17 protein-coding genes are annotated in these 15,318 nt (G+C 49.5%); 11 read left to right on the forward strand and 6 right to left on the reverse strand.

Annotated features, from left to right (window positions below; all coding sequences use genetic code 11):
• Positions 1-158: 158 nt before the first annotated feature.
• Genes istB through istA form a run of 3 tightly spaced genes read right to left on the reverse strand, consistent with a single transcriptional unit; the run spans position 159 to position 2,408 of the window.
• Complete coding sequence (istB, locus tag HRE53_RS32730) at positions 159-947, reverse strand: IS21-like element helper ATPase IstB (protein ID WP_235112683.1); 789 nt, start codon at positions 945-947, stop codon at positions 159-161.
• Positions 944-1,126 (reverse strand): hypothetical protein, encoded by a 183-nt coding sequence (locus HRE53_RS32735; RefSeq protein ID WP_235111857.1) that lies wholly within the window; start codon positions 1,124-1,126, stop codon positions 944-946. The genes istB and HRE53_RS32735 overlap by 4 nt, the downstream gene beginning before the upstream one ends.
• A complete protein-coding gene (gene istA, locus HRE53_RS32740; RefSeq protein WP_235112685.1) occupies positions 1,101-2,408 on the reverse strand; it encodes an IS21 family transposase in 1,308 nt (435 codons plus the stop codon). Before istA ends, HRE53_RS32735 begins: the two co-directional genes overlap by 26 nt.
• 108 nt (positions 2,409-2,516) lie before the next feature.
• On the opposite strand from istA, the gene HRE53_RS32745 reads away from it, so the two are divergent.
• From HRE53_RS32745 to HRE53_RS32795, 11 genes are all read left to right on the forward strand, one after another.
• On the forward strand, positions 2,517-2,969 hold the full coding sequence (locus HRE53_RS32745) for a hypothetical protein (protein WP_235112688.1): 453 nt from the start codon (positions 2,517-2,519) through the stop codon (positions 2,967-2,969).
• Between the two features lie 238 nt (positions 2,970-3,207).
• Positions 3,208-3,384 (forward strand): hypothetical protein, encoded by a 177-nt coding sequence (locus HRE53_RS32750; RefSeq protein ID WP_235112690.1) that lies wholly within the window; start codon positions 3,208-3,210, stop codon positions 3,382-3,384.
• Positions 3,368-4,129, forward strand: a complete 762-nt coding sequence (locus HRE53_RS32755; protein ID WP_235112691.1) for a hypothetical protein — start codon at positions 3,368-3,370, stop codon at positions 4,127-4,129. Before HRE53_RS32750 ends, HRE53_RS32755 begins: the two co-directional genes overlap by 17 nt.
• An 11-nt stretch (positions 4,130-4,140) precedes the next feature.
• Entirely contained in the window at positions 4,141-5,151 is a 1,011-nt protein-coding gene (locus HRE53_RS32760) for a hypothetical protein (RefSeq protein WP_235112692.1), read from the forward strand.
• 292 nt (positions 5,152-5,443) lie between these two features.
• Positions 5,444-7,270 carry a hypothetical protein gene (locus HRE53_RS32765; RefSeq protein WP_235112693.1) on the forward strand — a complete coding sequence of 609 codons (1,827 nt, stop codon included), beginning with the start codon at positions 5,444-5,446 and terminating at the stop codon, positions 7,268-7,270.
• Between the two features lie 3 nt (positions 7,271-7,273).
• Positions 7,274-8,380: a hypothetical protein gene (locus HRE53_RS32770; RefSeq protein ID WP_235112694.1), complete on the forward strand. Its 1,107-nt coding sequence runs from the start codon at positions 7,274-7,276 to the stop codon at positions 8,378-8,380.
• Positions 8,355-8,990, forward strand: coding sequence for a hypothetical protein (locus HRE53_RS32775; RefSeq protein WP_235112695.1), 636 nt, complete (start codon positions 8,355-8,357; stop codon positions 8,988-8,990). Before HRE53_RS32770 ends, HRE53_RS32775 begins: the two co-directional genes overlap by 26 nt.
• Positions 8,920-9,684: a hypothetical protein gene (locus tag HRE53_RS32780; RefSeq protein ID WP_235112696.1), complete on the forward strand. Its 765-nt coding sequence runs from the start codon at positions 8,920-8,922 to the stop codon at positions 9,682-9,684. The genes HRE53_RS32775 and HRE53_RS32780 overlap by 71 nt, the downstream gene beginning before the upstream one ends.
• A 66-nt stretch (positions 9,685-9,750) precedes the next feature.
• Complete coding sequence (locus HRE53_RS32785; protein ID WP_235112698.1) at positions 9,751-10,221, forward strand: hypothetical protein; 471 nt, start codon at positions 9,751-9,753, stop codon at positions 10,219-10,221.
• A 6-nt stretch (positions 10,222-10,227) separates the two neighbouring features.
• A complete protein-coding gene (locus HRE53_RS32790; RefSeq protein WP_235112699.1) occupies positions 10,228-10,905 on the forward strand; it encodes a hypothetical protein in 678 nt (225 codons plus the stop codon).
• 29 nt (positions 10,906-10,934) lie between these two features.
• Positions 10,935-12,275, forward strand: a complete 1,341-nt coding sequence (locus HRE53_RS32795; RefSeq protein WP_235112700.1) for a hypothetical protein — start codon at positions 10,935-10,937, stop codon at positions 12,273-12,275.
• A 74-nt stretch (positions 12,276-12,349) separates the two neighbouring features.
• On the opposite strand, the gene HRE53_RS32800 is transcribed toward HRE53_RS32795, so the two are convergent.
• From HRE53_RS32800 to HRE53_RS32810, 3 genes are all read right to left on the reverse strand, one after another.
• On the reverse strand, positions 12,350-12,967 hold the full coding sequence (locus tag HRE53_RS32800; RefSeq protein ID WP_235112701.1) for a DUF4062 domain-containing protein: 618 nt from the start codon (positions 12,965-12,967) through the stop codon (positions 12,350-12,352).
• 70 nt (positions 12,968-13,037) lie between these two features.
• On the reverse strand, positions 13,038-14,357 hold the full coding sequence (locus tag HRE53_RS32805) for a COR domain-containing protein (RefSeq protein WP_235112702.1): 1,320 nt from the start codon (positions 14,355-14,357) through the stop codon (positions 13,038-13,040).
• A 43-nt stretch (positions 14,358-14,400) separates the two neighbouring features.
• Entirely contained in the window at positions 14,401-15,141 is a 741-nt protein-coding gene (locus HRE53_RS32810) for a leucine-rich repeat domain-containing protein (protein ID WP_235112703.1), read from the reverse strand.
• Between the last annotated feature and the right edge of the window lie 177 nt (positions 15,142-15,318).

A 15,318-nucleotide genomic window follows, 5' to 3' on the forward strand; every position in this document is an offset into this window, starting at 1 on the left:
ATTTGCACCTCACAGCCCATCTTGCCTATGTTTCCTGTGTAGCTCATCGGCCACACAGAAAATGCTGTGAATTCCGGAAACTCTGACTGGCAGATCGAGGATCTTTTCCGGAAAGTTTGACCACTAAATTTATTGATCGCTTAGCTTGTCATTATCTGTCAATTTTCTGATTTAGTATCACCCCCTTTTGTGGCCGTAGGGCGCTCAGAAATAGCTGGCAGATCCAAATCAATTTTTCGACCTTTCAATCGATAGGACGCTCCAGTCAGCTTCATGTACTCGCCATGGTGAAGGGTCCGGTCAATAATGGCCCGAGCCAGCTCTTCATCATGCAAAACCCTCCCCCAATGCTTGAGGGGTTTGTTAGTGGTAAACAGAATGGGCTTGCCTTTGAGATAGCGTTGGTCCACCACTTGAAACAGAACATCAGCTGCTCCAGATCCATAGCCGAGATAGCCCATCTCATCAATCACCAGTACATGAGGTTGCAGATAAGGCTTGAGGGCAAGGTTGAGATCATGGGCAACTCTTAAGTCATTAATCAGTGCAGTTGCCGTTGTAAAACGGGCTGAAAAGCCATTCTGAATTGACTTGTAGGCAATACTAATACACAGGTGTGTTTTCCCCGTTCCTGGGGGACCTTCAAGGATTAATGAGCGATGTTCGCTCACTAATTCTGGGCCCAGAAACCGTCCAAGCATCTGCAGTTTGAGATCGCTTTTGAAAGTGAAATCAAAGGTTTCAATGGTCGCCTGAAACGGAAACTTGGCTTTGGCAACCTGATTAGCGATCCGATTTTCTGCCCGTTGGGCAATCTCCTCAGAGACCAGGCGTTCGAGGAACTGAGTATAAGACCAAGCCTCTTTCTCAGCGATAGGCGTCAGTTCCGGTAGTACTCGTTGGACTGTACTCAACCCCAATCGCTTCAGCATGATGTCTAACGTCATTTAGCAATACCTCCTTCAGAGGAGTTCTGGAGAAGATGAGAGTCGGCACAAGCATGAGGATGCTCTACAAACTCCAAGAGATATTCACTGCCAATGCAACGGGCTTCTACTGCAAGTTCAATTGCTGCCAATAATTCAGTCCGACCTACTTTCTCATACAGCTGATAGGTCAAGTCCACATCCTCTGCCCAAGCTTGGGGACGGCGATGCACCAACTCTGTCAGATAAGGCTCCACTAATGGATCTAAATCCAACAAGATTTGACGTTGGGCATAGGGCTTTTTTGTGGGGGGAGGTGAAAAACTCTTGAGCATGTTCACTCAAGACACTGGACTTTCCATTTTCCGGAAATCTCGGATGGACTCCCAAACAGCGATCACCTTGATAGATGCTCACTTGTTCTTGCTGTAGGTGTAGAGTCACGGTTTGACCCACCGCATGGCCAGGGACGGAGTACTCTATCCCTCGATAGTGAACCCGTGCCGTGGGCCGGACGACGACACTGACTTTGAAGGCATAGGTTTGAGCCTGATGATTCAACGGTTGCAGTGGCTCACGCTTGAGCAGCACAGCAGGAATTTCACCAGTGGCATCACAAGGTCTTTGCTCATTGACATGGTTCATCCAGTCCTGAAGTTGCTGATGAATATCTTCCATGTCCTTAAAGGTCCGACCACAGAAGAAGTTACCTTTGACGAACCCCACTAGATTCTCAACCGACCCTTTCTCTTGTGGACGATAGGGCCAGCAAGCTAGGGGAATCAAGCCACAATCAACAACGAACTGACCAAAGCGTTCTGTCCAATGGACTTTGACACTGCCATCTTCTTGCATCTCTCGGGATTTGACCGCACTGCTCATGTTGTCAAAAACTCCCATCATCGGCACCCCACCAAAATGCTCAAAGCCTTTGAGTAAGCTGCGAACTACCGTTTCTTGTTGTTCGTTCTCGACGATCTGGATATCCACAAATCGAGAGTATTTGAGCCGGGAGGCAAAGAAGCGAACCAATTTGCGAGTGCCATCTGCAAAAGTGACCCAGCGCTGACCAAAGTCATGCTGGGAAAACTCTCCAGGTAATCCCTCAAACCGAAGGATAGGCTTTGGAGGCTCCTTCGGTCTGATGCGCCTGACTAATTCATAGACAGCCGATTTACCACCGGTATACCCTTGTTGTCTGAGTCGAGCCAGAATCTCTTGGCCTTTAATCAGTCCATCTTCAGGCGCACGAGGTTCTTGAAGCCATTCCAAGATTTGTGCCTCATATTGGCTAACGGGACTGGGTCTACCCATGTTTCTAGATTTCCGGAAAGCCTCCTCATTAATGTCGGTGATCTCGGGTTCTTTCTCAATCCGTTGAATACTTTTTTCACTAATGCCCGTGAGTTCTCGAACTTCCTTTTGGGAGACTTTTTTCTTTCTAAGTTTTTGCACCACGTAACGCTCCAATTGCTTATACATCTGGACCTGCCACTGATTTAGATGACTATTTTCATCTTGCTCAGATAGTGGCAATGTTGGAGACAAACTTTCCGGAATTGGTGCAGTCAGAGTTTCCGGAATTCACAAATGCTCAAAACCACGTTATTGTCATTTGGCTTATTGGCGATCTCAACCCCTTTCGCCCTCGCCAATCCCGCCACCGTCCCCATAGATCAAGCCTTTAAACAAACTCAAAAACTGGATGTCTCAGAAGTAGACCATCTCCTCGACTTCTCAGACACAAACTACCGAGTCATCAAAGCCTTTCCCAGCAACCCTCAACAGTTGCGGGCCTTAAGCCTGTCTCGCAACGATAACCAGCAGCTCCTTCTCAAGTGGACTCCCAACGGGACAGCGAAAAAAGCCAGTGTCTTCCTTCGGGTCATGGGGCCAGGGGGAGAGCAAACCATCACCCTCCTAGTGAAACGATCTGGCAGGGAACCAGACAACATCCGAACAGCCTTTGTCCCCAGTCAAGCCGTCTCTAAAAATGCAGAGATCGGGAAAGTAGCGCACATCCCTACCCAACCCCCCAGTTGAACCCATCGCCACCCCACTCATACGCCCCAACTGGAAAGCCCTAACTCCACCCCCAAACTGCCCAGCCTGTTCAACCGCCCTCCACCCTGAGCCACCCGAAATCCCCACCCGCTATCAAACTCAGGACAACCCCCCAAGCCCGTCCCCCAGAATAGCCAAGGTATCAACCACGGGTCAGCCCCTCATTGACCGCTCAACCCTAGACCAGAACGCCCTCGCCAACTATCTATTACGCGGATTGCACATCGCCAGAAGTCGCAGGCAAATCAACCGCAATCATGACAACTACTGGTTTGCTCAATCCATGGCCCGCTATCTGAAGCGGGATGTATCCATTGAAAAAGCCTTGCGCTGGTCCCGACTGCCTGAAAAGACCTTCAACGACCTCCTCGGTCACGGTGGCGTTAGTCCCTAAAAGTACTGCTGTTACAGCAAGTTTGCACCTCAAAGGTCATCTTGCCTATGTTTCTATCGTCCCCTATCGGAGATGGACTCACCATGCTTCCCCTACCCCTTCAAACCGCTCGGCACTATGCCCACAAACACGGACCCCAATGGTCATCCCCAGTTCTCCTCATCCTCCTCACCCTCAGCCCCCGTCCTTCTCCCCCCTAAACCCAGGCACCCAGATTGCATGGCTCGAAATCATGGCAATGGTCTGGTCCACCGCCCTCTTCCTTTACCTCTACCAACAACTCAACATTCAATCCAAACTGGGCCTCTACCTGTTCTTCTCCACCCTGATCGCCCTCACTCCATCCATGGTGAAAGCCCAAAACAACATCGGCAACGCCCCTGCAAGTGCCTGTAACTCCGGCTTCTTCCTCATTGGCCCCATGCTTGGAGCCATCGACACCTCCTTGGCCTGGTTCCTTGGTGGCGTTCTCGCCTACTCCCTCTGCGCCTTCATGATTGCCCTGATGATCGTCTTCTTCCTCATCGTCATCGTCGGCCTGATTATGGCAGGGGCCGAATCCCACAACAGCAAACGCACCCTATTTGAAGTCCTCTCTCAATACATGAACGTGATCATCACCCTCATGGTGATCGCCTCCTTAGTCACCGTCTTTAACCTGCAGCTAACGTCCAGTGGCAACGCCGCTCCCGTCCCCGTGGGTGGGCAAAACGTCCCCCAAGGCAATACCACCGTCCCCAACTAGGAGACTGAGCAATGAACCAGACCGAACAAATCGAAAAAGAACTGCGCTACGGCATCGTCAACCCCTACATTGGCCCCACTCAATTCCAACTCCTGAGCGGACAGCAGATCGTCACCCTCGCAGGCAGTGGCTGTATCTGCTTTATCCTCGGCTTCTCCATCGGCTGGTTTATGGCCGCATTCCTGTGGCTGGGTATCTTCGTCCTCACCGTCTTAGCCCTAGGCAAAGACTATTCCCGCATCTTCGCCCGCATGAGTAAACAGCGACGGTACTACAGTGACCGTCCCAACTATCAAGTCAAGGGAGGAGTCCCCCTGATGGTTAAAGAACACCCTGAACCCTTCAAACTGAGTCAACTGTTCCGTCAAAAGCCTCAGCAGAAAGCCTTAAAGAAAATTGAATCCGAATTTGACCTGAGAGCCTATGGAGAAATGCTCCTCGGTGAAGACATTGGCTTTTACCTCGTCCATCAAGACAAGCAGGACCGAGCCATGATCATCTTCGGCTTCACCCTCAAAGGCATCGACCCCACCCTCTCAGAACAAGACGCCATGGACAGGCTGCAAGCCACTGTCCAAGCCCTCCAGAAAATCCCTGGCATTGAACTCAAATTCTTCTGGGACGTAGAAGGATCCGCAGATCAAGTCCTTCTGCATCAGCATGATCTCATCACCCACCATGACCTCGACCCCCTGAGTGAAAAGCTGATCAAAAGTGAGGCCCAAGTCGCCGTTGATTTAGCCGCAGAAGGAAAACTTGTCCATTCCGTCATCCGCGTCTATGGCAAATACAGATTGAGTTTGGCCGATGACTATGCCGTCAAAGAAGACCGCCTAGATAAACTCCTCGCCCATACCCAGCCCCTCGTCGGCACCTTCCAAGAGTATCTCAACCCCCCAACCCGATGGCTTCAGCTCCAAACAAGCCTGGGAGAAAGTCTTAGACCGAGCCTATCAAGCCGGGTATATCCCCACCGTCCAAGCCCTCACCCAAATGGGCGTCAAACCCCAGCCCATGAGTAAACCGGATCTATGGGCCATCGACTGGGAAGACACCCACTCAGAAGCTGCTGACCCCTGCCCCCCAAGCCATTACCTACAGTGAAGCGGGCCTCTTTCCCTTTAGTGAAGATCAGACCCTGCCCTATCACATCCTCGGGGGAACTCTTCAGCCCCCGAGCGAGGCTTACCCGCCGTTCCCACCCCTTACCTGTACACCCTCTATCACCCCATCAAAGATCAGTGGGCCGCCCTCGTTAAAATCAACCAGCTCAGCACCTACAACAAAATCGATAACGTCCTCTCCATCGGCTATATGAAATTCCTCCTTCAAGCCCTAGAAGGATTTCATGGCTATCGCCTGATCTCAGAAATCACCCAGATTGAACCCGAATCCCGCCTCAAACTCGTCAACTCAGCCATCAAAGAACGCAACCGCAAAGCCATCGATGCCCAACTCCTCCACAGCACCCGCAACGTTCAGGCCGAAACCGATGTCAACGAACTCGTCGATGCCTCCCGAGAACTCAGCTCCGGTCGGTGGCCCCTCAAAGTCAGCCTCGGCATCTGGGTCTACCGCCAAGACAAAGCCAGCCTCACCGCTGCCGTCCAAGACCTGATTCGCCGACTGCCCACCAGCAAAACCGAGCAAGTCAGCAATCACCTGATGACCCACTGGATTTCCAGTCATCCCTTTCATTGGGAGAGCCTATTCTCCAAACCTCAACTGCGGCGAGAAGAATACCAATGCAATCAGGGCATCCCCCTGATGCCCTTAGTCCACCCCCAGCCAATAGATGATAAAGGCGTTCCCTTCGTCTCTCGCGGCGTTGCCATCCCCGTCTATCTCAACACCGCCCTCCAGAAAGCCCTGATCGCCATCTTTGGACCCATGGGAGTCGGCAAGTCCGTCCTCATGAACCGGATGATCTTCGAGAACATCATCCACCGCATCTTTACCGTCGTCATTGATGTGCCCCCCGGTAACGGCAAGAGTACCTATCAACCCTTTATGAAGCAGCTTCAGGCCATCGGGGTCGCAGCGGCCTACTTCGACGTTAAAGCCCATATCATCAACGTCCTCGCTGAAATCGATACAAGCTGGGCCGGCGATCTCCTCTCCACTCAGCTCCTCAAGAAGATTAAGCAAAACCACCTCAGTCTCCTGAGAGCCTTAGTCCTCGGAGACGACCTCGACCATCCCCTCTACAAAACCATCAAATCCGTTCTCGCCCTCAGCTACCAAGACTGGCGGGCCTTACCCGACATAGACCAGCGCTACCGCATCGCCAAAGCCGCAGCCTTTGGGTCTGAGCCATCCCAACGAATGCCCATCCTCCAAGACTTCGTAGATTACTTTCCTATCTGGGTAAGACAGTACAAACAGGATAAAGACTGTGAAGATCTAGAGCTGCAAGCCATCGCCATGATCCGCACGGAACTCGAAGCCGTCCTCACCACGGACCTCGGCGAATCCATCAACGGCGTCAACACCTTTAACTTCGACCTCCAAACCCTCGTCATTGGCCTCACGGATTTGCAAGACCCCCAAGAGAGCGTCATTTATTCCATGGCCGCCATCAACCTCATGGAACTCCAGTCCTTCCGCTATCCCCGCTCCGCCATCTTTGGCGATGAAATCTCCACCACCTTTAAGTACCGCTCCATCTCCATCCGCTTCGCAGAAATCTGTACCAAAGGCCGTAAAGAAGCTAAGAACGTCGTCATCGCGGGCACCGAAGAGAACACCCTCGTCCAATCCGAAGGGGGCAGAGATATCCTCAACAACCTAGATGCCGTCTTCTATGGACATTGCAACCCCACCGCCGTTGAGAATGCCGCTAAACACCTGCGCCTGAAGCCCGAAATCCTCTCCAAATATGTCCGTCCTGAATATGCCCCCAACCTCGCGGAACTCTGCACCTCCTGGTATCTGCGGAAAGGCAATCAGCACTTTGAACTGCTGTTCTATACCTCAGCCCTAATGATTGCCCTGCTCTGCACCCAACCCGAAGAAACCGCAGCTAGAGATAGAATCCTGGCCCTTTACCCTGACAACCCCCTCCAGGGCTATATCAAGTTTGGGCATCTGCTGAAACGGGCTTACAAACTCAACCTGCCGTTGTCCTCCATTGGAGCCTAAGCCATGCCTAAACCTCAAGCCTTAATCTTCTCCCTAATCATCGTCTTCTCTAGCCCCCAGCTCACTAAAGCCCAAGTCTTCTCTGACGGTGGGTATGACCTCCAAGGCATCTATGAAGTCGATGATATCTACCAGGATGCCAAAGACACTAAACCTAGCTTCTTAAAAGATGTCCTGTTTGGGAGCAACGGCAAACGCCCCCTTCATCAAAGCACCCTAAAGCTCTATGACATCTTGGGCAAAGCCCAGCAAGGCTTACAAACCTACAAGAACGTCAAAAAAGTCTATGACGGCATCAGAGGAAAGAATGCCAACAGCATTACCGATGGCGTCTTCAACATCCTCGAACAGTACGGCATCATCGACCCCCAGAAAGCCACCACAGCCTCTAATCGATCTACTCCCATCCTCATCGGTCAAGGTAATCAAGGTCCCGCCTATGCCACGGCTGGCTCCGTGGGAGTCTTAAAGCTCGACCCCCAAGAACCCTATGAATGGCGGGCCAAAGCCTTAAACGAAAACATCGTCTATAAAAACGCCATCCAGAAAACCGGGGACTTTATCTACTCCCCAGAATCCCAAGAGATTCTGAAAGTCCAAGATCAGGTGGCCGCTGATGCCAGAGATGCCGCCGCTGCCGCCGCTCAAGGAGGACTTGAATCGGTCCTCGCCTCTACCCAAGTCAAAGACCAGAGCATCTATGCCAGCACCGTCGTTGGTGAATATGGCACCTCAGCCCAAAGCTCCAAATCCACCCAAGCCGTCAACAAACTTGAGACAAAGCAAAACACCGAGATTGCCAACATCTTGGCGGGCAATGCCTTTCAACTCAATGCCGTCAACGAATCCATGGTGCGAAACACCTCAGCCCTAGGCAACATCGTCACCACCCAATCGATTCTCGTAGACAAGCAAACCGTCTCCCAATACCTCGATGCCGCTCAACTGCGCCAGCAAGGCCAAATCTTCACCACCCTCAATAACCAGCATGAATATGAAAAGCTCAAGGACATGTACCAGCACCTGGCCGCATCCGACACCAGTAACCTCCTACATTTCCCAGGCTTGGTGGAACCTCAGCCTGTTGCTGCAGCCCAAACGCAACCGTAGAATTGCCCTTGCCCTCCTCTTTGGCATCCTCATCGTTCTACATATGGCAACCCATGCCCATGCCGACTTTGCCGAAGACCTGATTAGCGATCTCGAACCCTCTGCCGCCCATGACGGGTTTTGGGATGAACTGTGGCAAGCCACCTTTGACCGCTCTAAAGGATTAGACGGTCAAACCAACCGCATTGCCTTTGGAGCCGTTGGCACCGTCGTCCGTTGGGTCACCCTCTTTGCCCTCTTCGTCGTCCTCCTCCATTACGGCTCAGGCATGATGCAGGCTGGCCCTAGCATCACCAAAGGCACCATCTTCAGCATCAAGAGCGTGATCCCCGTCGTCGTTATCCTCGTCCTCTTAGCGAATAACTTTGCCGGGGTTCATGCCGTCGGCCTATTTATCAATCAGGTCCGCTTAGGCATCATAGGGGAAGCCTATGTTCAGACCGAATTCGCCACCACCTTCCGCAGTGCCATTAAAGATGCCTACCTAACGGAGAAATACCGAGAAAGTATCGCCTTCCGCACCAAGCAATGCAACCTGATTGAAACCCCCCATTACCACCATCCCCTCCCTAGAAGAACCCACCAACCCCGATACCCCCCTGACGGATGAACAGCGTCAGTACTACAAGAAGATTCAGTGCATTCAGTCCATGACCGCCTATATCCAAAGCCTGCAAGAAGAAGTTGCGGCTGAATGTGAAAAGGGCTGTGTGGGGACCAATATTGCCGTCGCCACGGACCTCAAAAAGTATGGCGTGGATGGCCTACCCGGTTTCGTCGCTGAGAACCTAGATACCTTCGTCATCCCCCTGCAAAAAATGGGAGAACTGGCCTCAGATGCCGCCAAGCATGGTTCCCAAGAAACCTATCGCCTGATCTTCCGAGCCATCCAATGGGTATGGACCACCTTTTTGAACATGGGGTTTTACCTAACCGCCGTCGCTGCCCCCATTACCTATGCCATTTCCCTGATGCCCACCAAGCGACACTTTCTGTTTGACCTCAACTTGTTTTCCCTGATGATGTTTTCCCTAGCCGAGTTTGGCAATATCCTCTGCATCGGCATCGTCGCCTTGATGCTGCAAAAACCAACCTTGGTTGAGCTAGGGGGATATATCTTTCCCTTGACCTATGGCCTCCTCGCTCCCCTCGTCTCTGCCTCTATGTTCTATGGCGGGTTCAAAGCAGCGTCCAGCTTTAGAGGGGGAGCATTAGGAATGGCGGGTGCGGCTGGAGGGATTGCCGGGGGCATTGCCAGCTCGGCCATGATTGCCTCTCGTAACCGTAGAGAGCAAGCCTATTAAGCCGATTTGCATCTCAAAAGCCATCTTGCCTATGTTCATTACAACCAAGATTAAAGGGAGAAAATCATGCCCTTGTACCAAACCATCGCCGTTATCTTTATCGTCTTTGCCCTGATGCTGATCACTCTCAACGGGGGCTTTGCCGATCTGACTCCCTTATCTGGGGTAATGGCCTGCATCGTCCTCACCTTGTTTGCAGGCTACCACCGCATCTTTGCTGGGGCAGAGCAGCTATCCGGGTTGGACTCCTTTTTCACCTTGGGCTGTGGACTCATATTTTGCCAGCTCTTTGTCCCCGACTTTCGCTTTTGGTGGTCAGACTTCCGGTTTATCTATGGGATGACCGTACTGTTCTATTTCGCCTTCTGCTGGACCTTTGACCATTTCATCTTTATCTGGTTTTTCCTGTCAGGATTGACCCTATTTTTCCTATTCGTGCAACTCCTGATTGGATCTACGAGTTCTAGCGGCAGAAGCACTCGCGAACTGGACGATATTTATTCCGAATTTGATTATTCGATCTACGACGAGTGGTAACTGCCAATGACTAAGAAACTCTCTCGCTTCCTTCCCCTCCTGGTAGTTTCAGCTCTCTTGCTGAATATCCTCGTCTGCTTCTCCTGGTTTACCCAAGGGGTCAGAGCGCAAGCCCCCTCTCAGGTGTATATCCAAACCGACTCCGGGTTAGTCGTCAAAGGTCAGCCCGTGGACCCCTTCTATCGCAGTGATGATGTGGTCTTGAGATTTGCCCAAGAATTTGTCTCCGTCGCCTATACCTGGCCCATGAATGGTGAAGGCCACCGTGAAGGCAAGGTGATCTATCCCTTGCCCATGTATACCCAAGCCTTCAAAATCCATCCTGATATCCGGGGAGAGTGGCTAGGGCGTCAGCACATCGCCTATGCCAAAGCCAAAGACCCCTTCACCAACTATGTGGGCAAATCCCACCATACAAAGACCACCCTCACGGGAGCCAAGATTGAGCGATTAGATCCAGAAGCCCATGAATGGGATGTGCGCTTATACGCCACCCAATACCGCTTTGATGGTCAAAACAACCTGATCTATAACCCCGTTAAAATCAACAAAATCTTGACCTTGAGAGCCGTCCAAGGGTTTAGACCCAACTGGCAAATTGCTGATACAGAGCTGGGCCGCATGATTGATGATGCCCTCCATGCAGAGCTATTGATTACCAACATTGTGGACCTGCCCACCTAGAACAACAGAGCAAAGACAAGGAGCGAGACATGCCGACAGATAAACGCCAGGTCGAGGAAGCCAAAGCCACATTGTTGGATGACCCGGAACTCAATGAACTCTTAGAAGAGAACAAGGTGGCTGAGGGTCGTCCCATCAACGATCTAGAGAAAATGGTGGATCCAGGGGATAAGGTCAAACATCCCTACTATCTGCAGCCCTGGTTTAGGATTGGGAGTATCGCCATCCCTCTGCTTATCACTGGGTTCGTGGGCTATAAGCTATGGGGACCGAAGCCCCAGGTGGTGATGGCCTTGGGAGATAAGGATAAGCAGATTATCAGCCTGACGGAAAAGCTTCAAAATGCTCAAGGTCAGGTCGCTGAGCTTAAACAAGAAAACATGGGATTGACCCAGGCCGCAGACTTAGAGCCGTTTGATCAACGACAAAAGCGGCTCAAGCAGCAGAAAGCTCAGCAGCAAAAAGCTCAGCAGGCCAAACAGAAAAAACCCGTGCCCGTGGGTGGTAAACCCGTTCAGCGCAAGAATACCGTTAGCATTCCTCGTCGGCTCTATGGCAAGCCGACTCCCAAACGCACCTATACTCCAGCAAAGCCCAATCCTTCCCTACTGGCGAAGTCTAAGCCTAGCGGCCCTTCATTGAATGAATGTGTGGGCTATGTGGAGCGGAGTATGAACGTTCCAGGCTGTAACCGTTATCAAATCAGTCAGAAATCCCAGTCATCGCCCCAAACATCCTCGATAGGCAAAATCCCAAAAGCCCCTCGTCCCACCTATACCCCTCGGCCCCAGGCTAAACCCGTCAAGCTAGCCTTTGCCAATAAGAGTAAACCTCAGACAAAAGTAAAGCCTGACTATCAGGTCAACTTTATGGCAGGGGAGATTCAAACGGTGGATCAGTTTGAGTCTGAGTTCTATGGTTCAGGCCAAAGTGCAGCCACACCGACCCGGACCTCCATGAAGGCCAAGGTAATTGATCATGTGGAATGGTTATCCCCTCAAGATGCTCAACAGATGGTCATTCCTTTGAAAATCACCAGTGGACCCCACAAAGGTCAGATGGCTGAGGCCAAGATTCAAAAGATGAATGGCTTGCAGTTCACGGCTCATGTGGTCAGCATCAATGGTCAAGAGATTGAGCCAGGGACGATGGAGGTCAGACGCAAGAATACTAAGTACCTGAGAGCGCAACTGAAACGCCAGGGAGGAGAATCTTTCGGGGATAGAGTGATGGGGACAGTGGCTGCGATTGGGGGGAGAGATCGCCACGGACCAGTTAGCGGATGTGCGGGGTGGGAATCATCTTTCAAAGCTGGTGCCTCAGTCCTCACAGGGAAGCAATCAGTCAGTCACGCAGTTCTGGAAGTTTGAGGGTGAGGTTGAGATTGTGCCAGTGGGTTGATTAACAGATACCTTACTGATGATGGATATAGAACGAAATGCTTCTAGCTATATCCCAACTCGGATAGAAGTTTGGGTAGTTGTTCACCGAATTGATGCTTGAGGTCGTTAATATCATTATATGTAGTATAGAAGTGCTCTAAATCCTTAAGTTTCTGCTTAAAGTTCAAGAGGCTGAGAATTTCAGATGTAATATCATTCAGATTCACGGCTGCACCTTTGAAGTAGGTATAGATGAGTGGCCTGTTGTGAGCTTTGAAGGTTTCTAGCGCTTTCAGAAATTCTTCTTCGGTATACTTCCCAGCTTTGGTATGAAAGAGACTAACGAATACATCACATTCCGCAACGGCTTTATTGTATTCATCTTGAGATCGGGTCGGAGACATAGCATCTAGAAAATCTTCCCAGAGTACTAGCTCAAAAAATATGCCTTGTCGAACATGTTTTTTGTTCTCGCGGTTGATAAAAATCTCAAACTGTTGTCGATCCGCCTTCAATTCAGAGGATGAGGCGAGAAATATTTTGATGGTGTTCATAGTTGCAGAAGTTTCAATCTTTGGCTCAGTAGGAATAGCTAGGTTTAGATCGTGGGGGGCAGGGATTTCAAATCCAGCTAGCAATAGATTTAGGGGGACGTCTATGGCACTAAGTTGACATTCCATAGTGGTTTTTTTTCTCAATTTCTGGCGATCTTTCAGGATTGTAAAGTTGAATAAATGGGGTTGATCGCTCTCAATGCACTGGCTGCATTGACAAGGCACCATTTTGAAGTACTTTAATTGTTGAAAAAAAAGAACTGATCTCATCAAGAGTGTCAATAATAATGGCTCGGAATTCTGGAATACTGGAGCCTGTGAATCGTAAGTAAATGCGGCGATCCGATAGGCTTTCTACAATCTCGGCTCTAGTTCCTTGACGCTCCAGGATAACACCATTGCGCCATACCCAAGTGTGATTTTCGATGTAGCGATATAGCCGGACAACAAACTGCCCAAAGATACCTTTGGGCATAAATAAATCGTAGCGATACTCCATGTAAGTATTGTTAGCAGACTCCCAAGAGTAATCAGGGGTACTTTGGGGCAACAATTGAGGTGCTACTAAGTTTCCAGACTGTCCAATTTCATAGACTAGGTGAAAGTTTTTCATCAACTCAATCAACATATCGTGCATGAAGTTGTATTGAGTATCGTGCCAGAGAGCAAAACATTCTTGACGGGTAAATCGACCTCTTTTGGCCTTGATGGTATCGTCATCAAAAATACGATAAACCGCATTGGTGGCCCAGGAGGGTTTTAGAATGACTCGATTGTGCAAAAAGGGGTTGTCGTCAAAATGGAGAAGGACGCCTAGATCATGGAAATAACCAAGTAGGGTTGCAATATCTTCTGCTTTAGTAATGTCTTTGGTATGGCAGAGGTTATGGAACTGTTCTAAGGAAATACTGTTACGCGAGTCCTTTTCTATGGATTGTCTTACTTCTACCCATAGCGCAGGTACTGGTTCACCAATATGGGGCAGATCTTGGACGACATTTTCAATATCTCTGATCAGCTTAGTGATGCCGTGCAACCTTTCTCGCTTTTTCTCTGAGTCGGGTTCTTCCTCGGTTTTAAAATTAACTGAGCAAATGTCTTTGATGCTGCTGGGGTAGCGACTGCGCAATTCTGAATGATTGACGTTTCGCTGAACTTCTCCTTTTTCATTAAGGACAATAATCAAGGGACTGTCCCCTGCGAATAGCTCAATGATATTGAGCCAATAGTTAAAGTCAGTGTCATCCTTGCGGTTATCTGCCACCAAGACATATAGGGATCGTTTAGACAGGAAAAATCTGTGGGTGTAGTGGTAAATTTCCTGGCCGCCGAAATCCCAGATGTTGAGTTGGAAGGGTTGAGTCTCTTGGTGATGATGTGATTCGCAGGAGAAGTGGTGGGTATGAATGGTTATGCCTTTGGTTCTATCGTCTATATGAGGCAAAGGACAGTTCTTATCTTCTATTTTGGCTGCTAAGGTTGTTTTTCCTGCTTCACCCTCGCCTACGATGAGCATTTTAGCTTCGTATAAATAATCTTCCCCTTGGCTTTCTAATTGATCATAATAATTTTGGATGGCTGAGTTGCCTTCTTTGACGATTTCTAATGGTGGTGTTTGGATCGGGTTTTTTATACAAATTGATGCAAGAATGTGCGAATTCTTCAGTGGAAATAGGAAGACCCTTTTCAGTTAACCATTTAGGAATATTAGAAATCTGGTTGTTCCCTAAATCGAGTGATGTCAGCCCTTTGAGGTCTTGTAGAAAGGAGATATCAGCAATCTGGTTGAAACTTAAATCGAGTGATGTCAGCCCTTTGAGGTCTTGTAGAAAGGAGATATCAGCAATCTGGTTGTTCCTTAAATCGAGTGATGTCAGCCCTTTGAGGTCTTGTAGAAAGGAGATATCAGCAATCTGGTTGTTCCTTAAATAGAGAGTACTTAAGGTGGTTATCGCACTGACATAAGATGCAGTTGTTAAATCAGTACCCGTTAGTGCAATGGCTTCAAGTCTTCTGAAGTGATCATAAGAAATCACTTCAGAAGACTTGATATCAAATAAATATAAGAATGAGAGGTGGTGAAACTTATCTATTGACGCTTCTGCTAAATCTTCACCATCAATTCCTTGCAAACTGAGTCCTATGACATATCCATCATTATTCAGAGCGTAGGAATTAGGCAGACGTTGCGAATGGCGATAGATGTTGTCAAGACTGTCTCTAAAATCATCAACAGAAATTTCTTTGAGTCGTTTCCTAGTTATTTCTTCTAGCTTCTGAATACGATCTTTCTGAGACATAACAGATTAAATACAAAGAAATTGGTCAATTAACGATGAGATACAAGACAAATATCGTAATTTATACCCTTCCTTAAATTACCGTAATTAATTCGATTTGCACCTCAAAGGCCATCCTGCCTATGTTTCCTCTGTAGCCCATCTACAGAGGATTCTTGTTTGTGACCCTCCCTGTTC

The sequence above is a fragment of the Acaryochloris sp. 'Moss Beach' genome (genome assembly GCF_021497025.1).
GTDB classification, from domain to species: domain Bacteria; phylum Cyanobacteriota; class Cyanobacteriia; order Thermosynechococcales; family Thermosynechococcaceae; genus Acaryochloris; species Acaryochloris marina_A.

Coding starts and splice junctions, on each gene's coding strand:
- istB (WP_235112683.1), bottom strand. CDS start 947: ATGACGTTAGACATCATGCTGAAGCGATTGGGGTTGAGTACAGTCCAA.
- istA (WP_235112685.1), bottom strand. CDS start 2,408: ATGTATAAGCAATTGGAGCGTTACGTGGTGCAAAAACTTAGAAAGAAA.
- HRE53_RS32790 (WP_235112699.1), top strand. CDS start 10,228: ATGACTAAGAAACTCTCTCGCTTCCTTCCCCTCCTGGTAGTTTCAGCT.
- HRE53_RS32745 (WP_235112688.1), top strand. CDS start 2,517: ATGCTCAAAACCACGTTATTGTCATTTGGCTTATTGGCGATCTCAACC.
- HRE53_RS32770 (WP_235112694.1), top strand. CDS start 7,274: ATGCCTAAACCTCAAGCCTTAATCTTCTCCCTAATCATCGTCTTCTCT.
- HRE53_RS32760 (WP_235112692.1), top strand. CDS start 4,141: ATGAACCAGACCGAACAAATCGAAAAAGAACTGCGCTACGGCATCGTC.
- HRE53_RS32785 (WP_235112698.1), top strand. CDS start 9,751: ATGCCCTTGTACCAAACCATCGCCGTTATCTTTATCGTCTTTGCCCTG.
- HRE53_RS32800 (WP_235112701.1), bottom strand. CDS start 12,967: ATGGAATGTCAACTTAGTGCCATAGACGTCCCCCTAAATCTATTGCTA.
- HRE53_RS32765 (WP_235112693.1), top strand. CDS start 5,444: ATGAAATTCCTCCTTCAAGCCCTAGAAGGATTTCATGGCTATCGCCTG.
- HRE53_RS32795 (WP_235112700.1), top strand. CDS start 10,935: ATGCCGACAGATAAACGCCAGGTCGAGGAAGCCAAAGCCACATTGTTG.
- HRE53_RS32805 (WP_235112702.1), bottom strand. CDS start 14,357: ATGCTCATCGTAGGCGAGGGTGAAGCAGGAAAAACAACCTTAGCAGCC.
- HRE53_RS32810 (WP_235112703.1), bottom strand. CDS start 15,141: ATGTCTCAGAAAGATCGTATTCAGAAGCTAGAAGAAATAACTAGGAAA.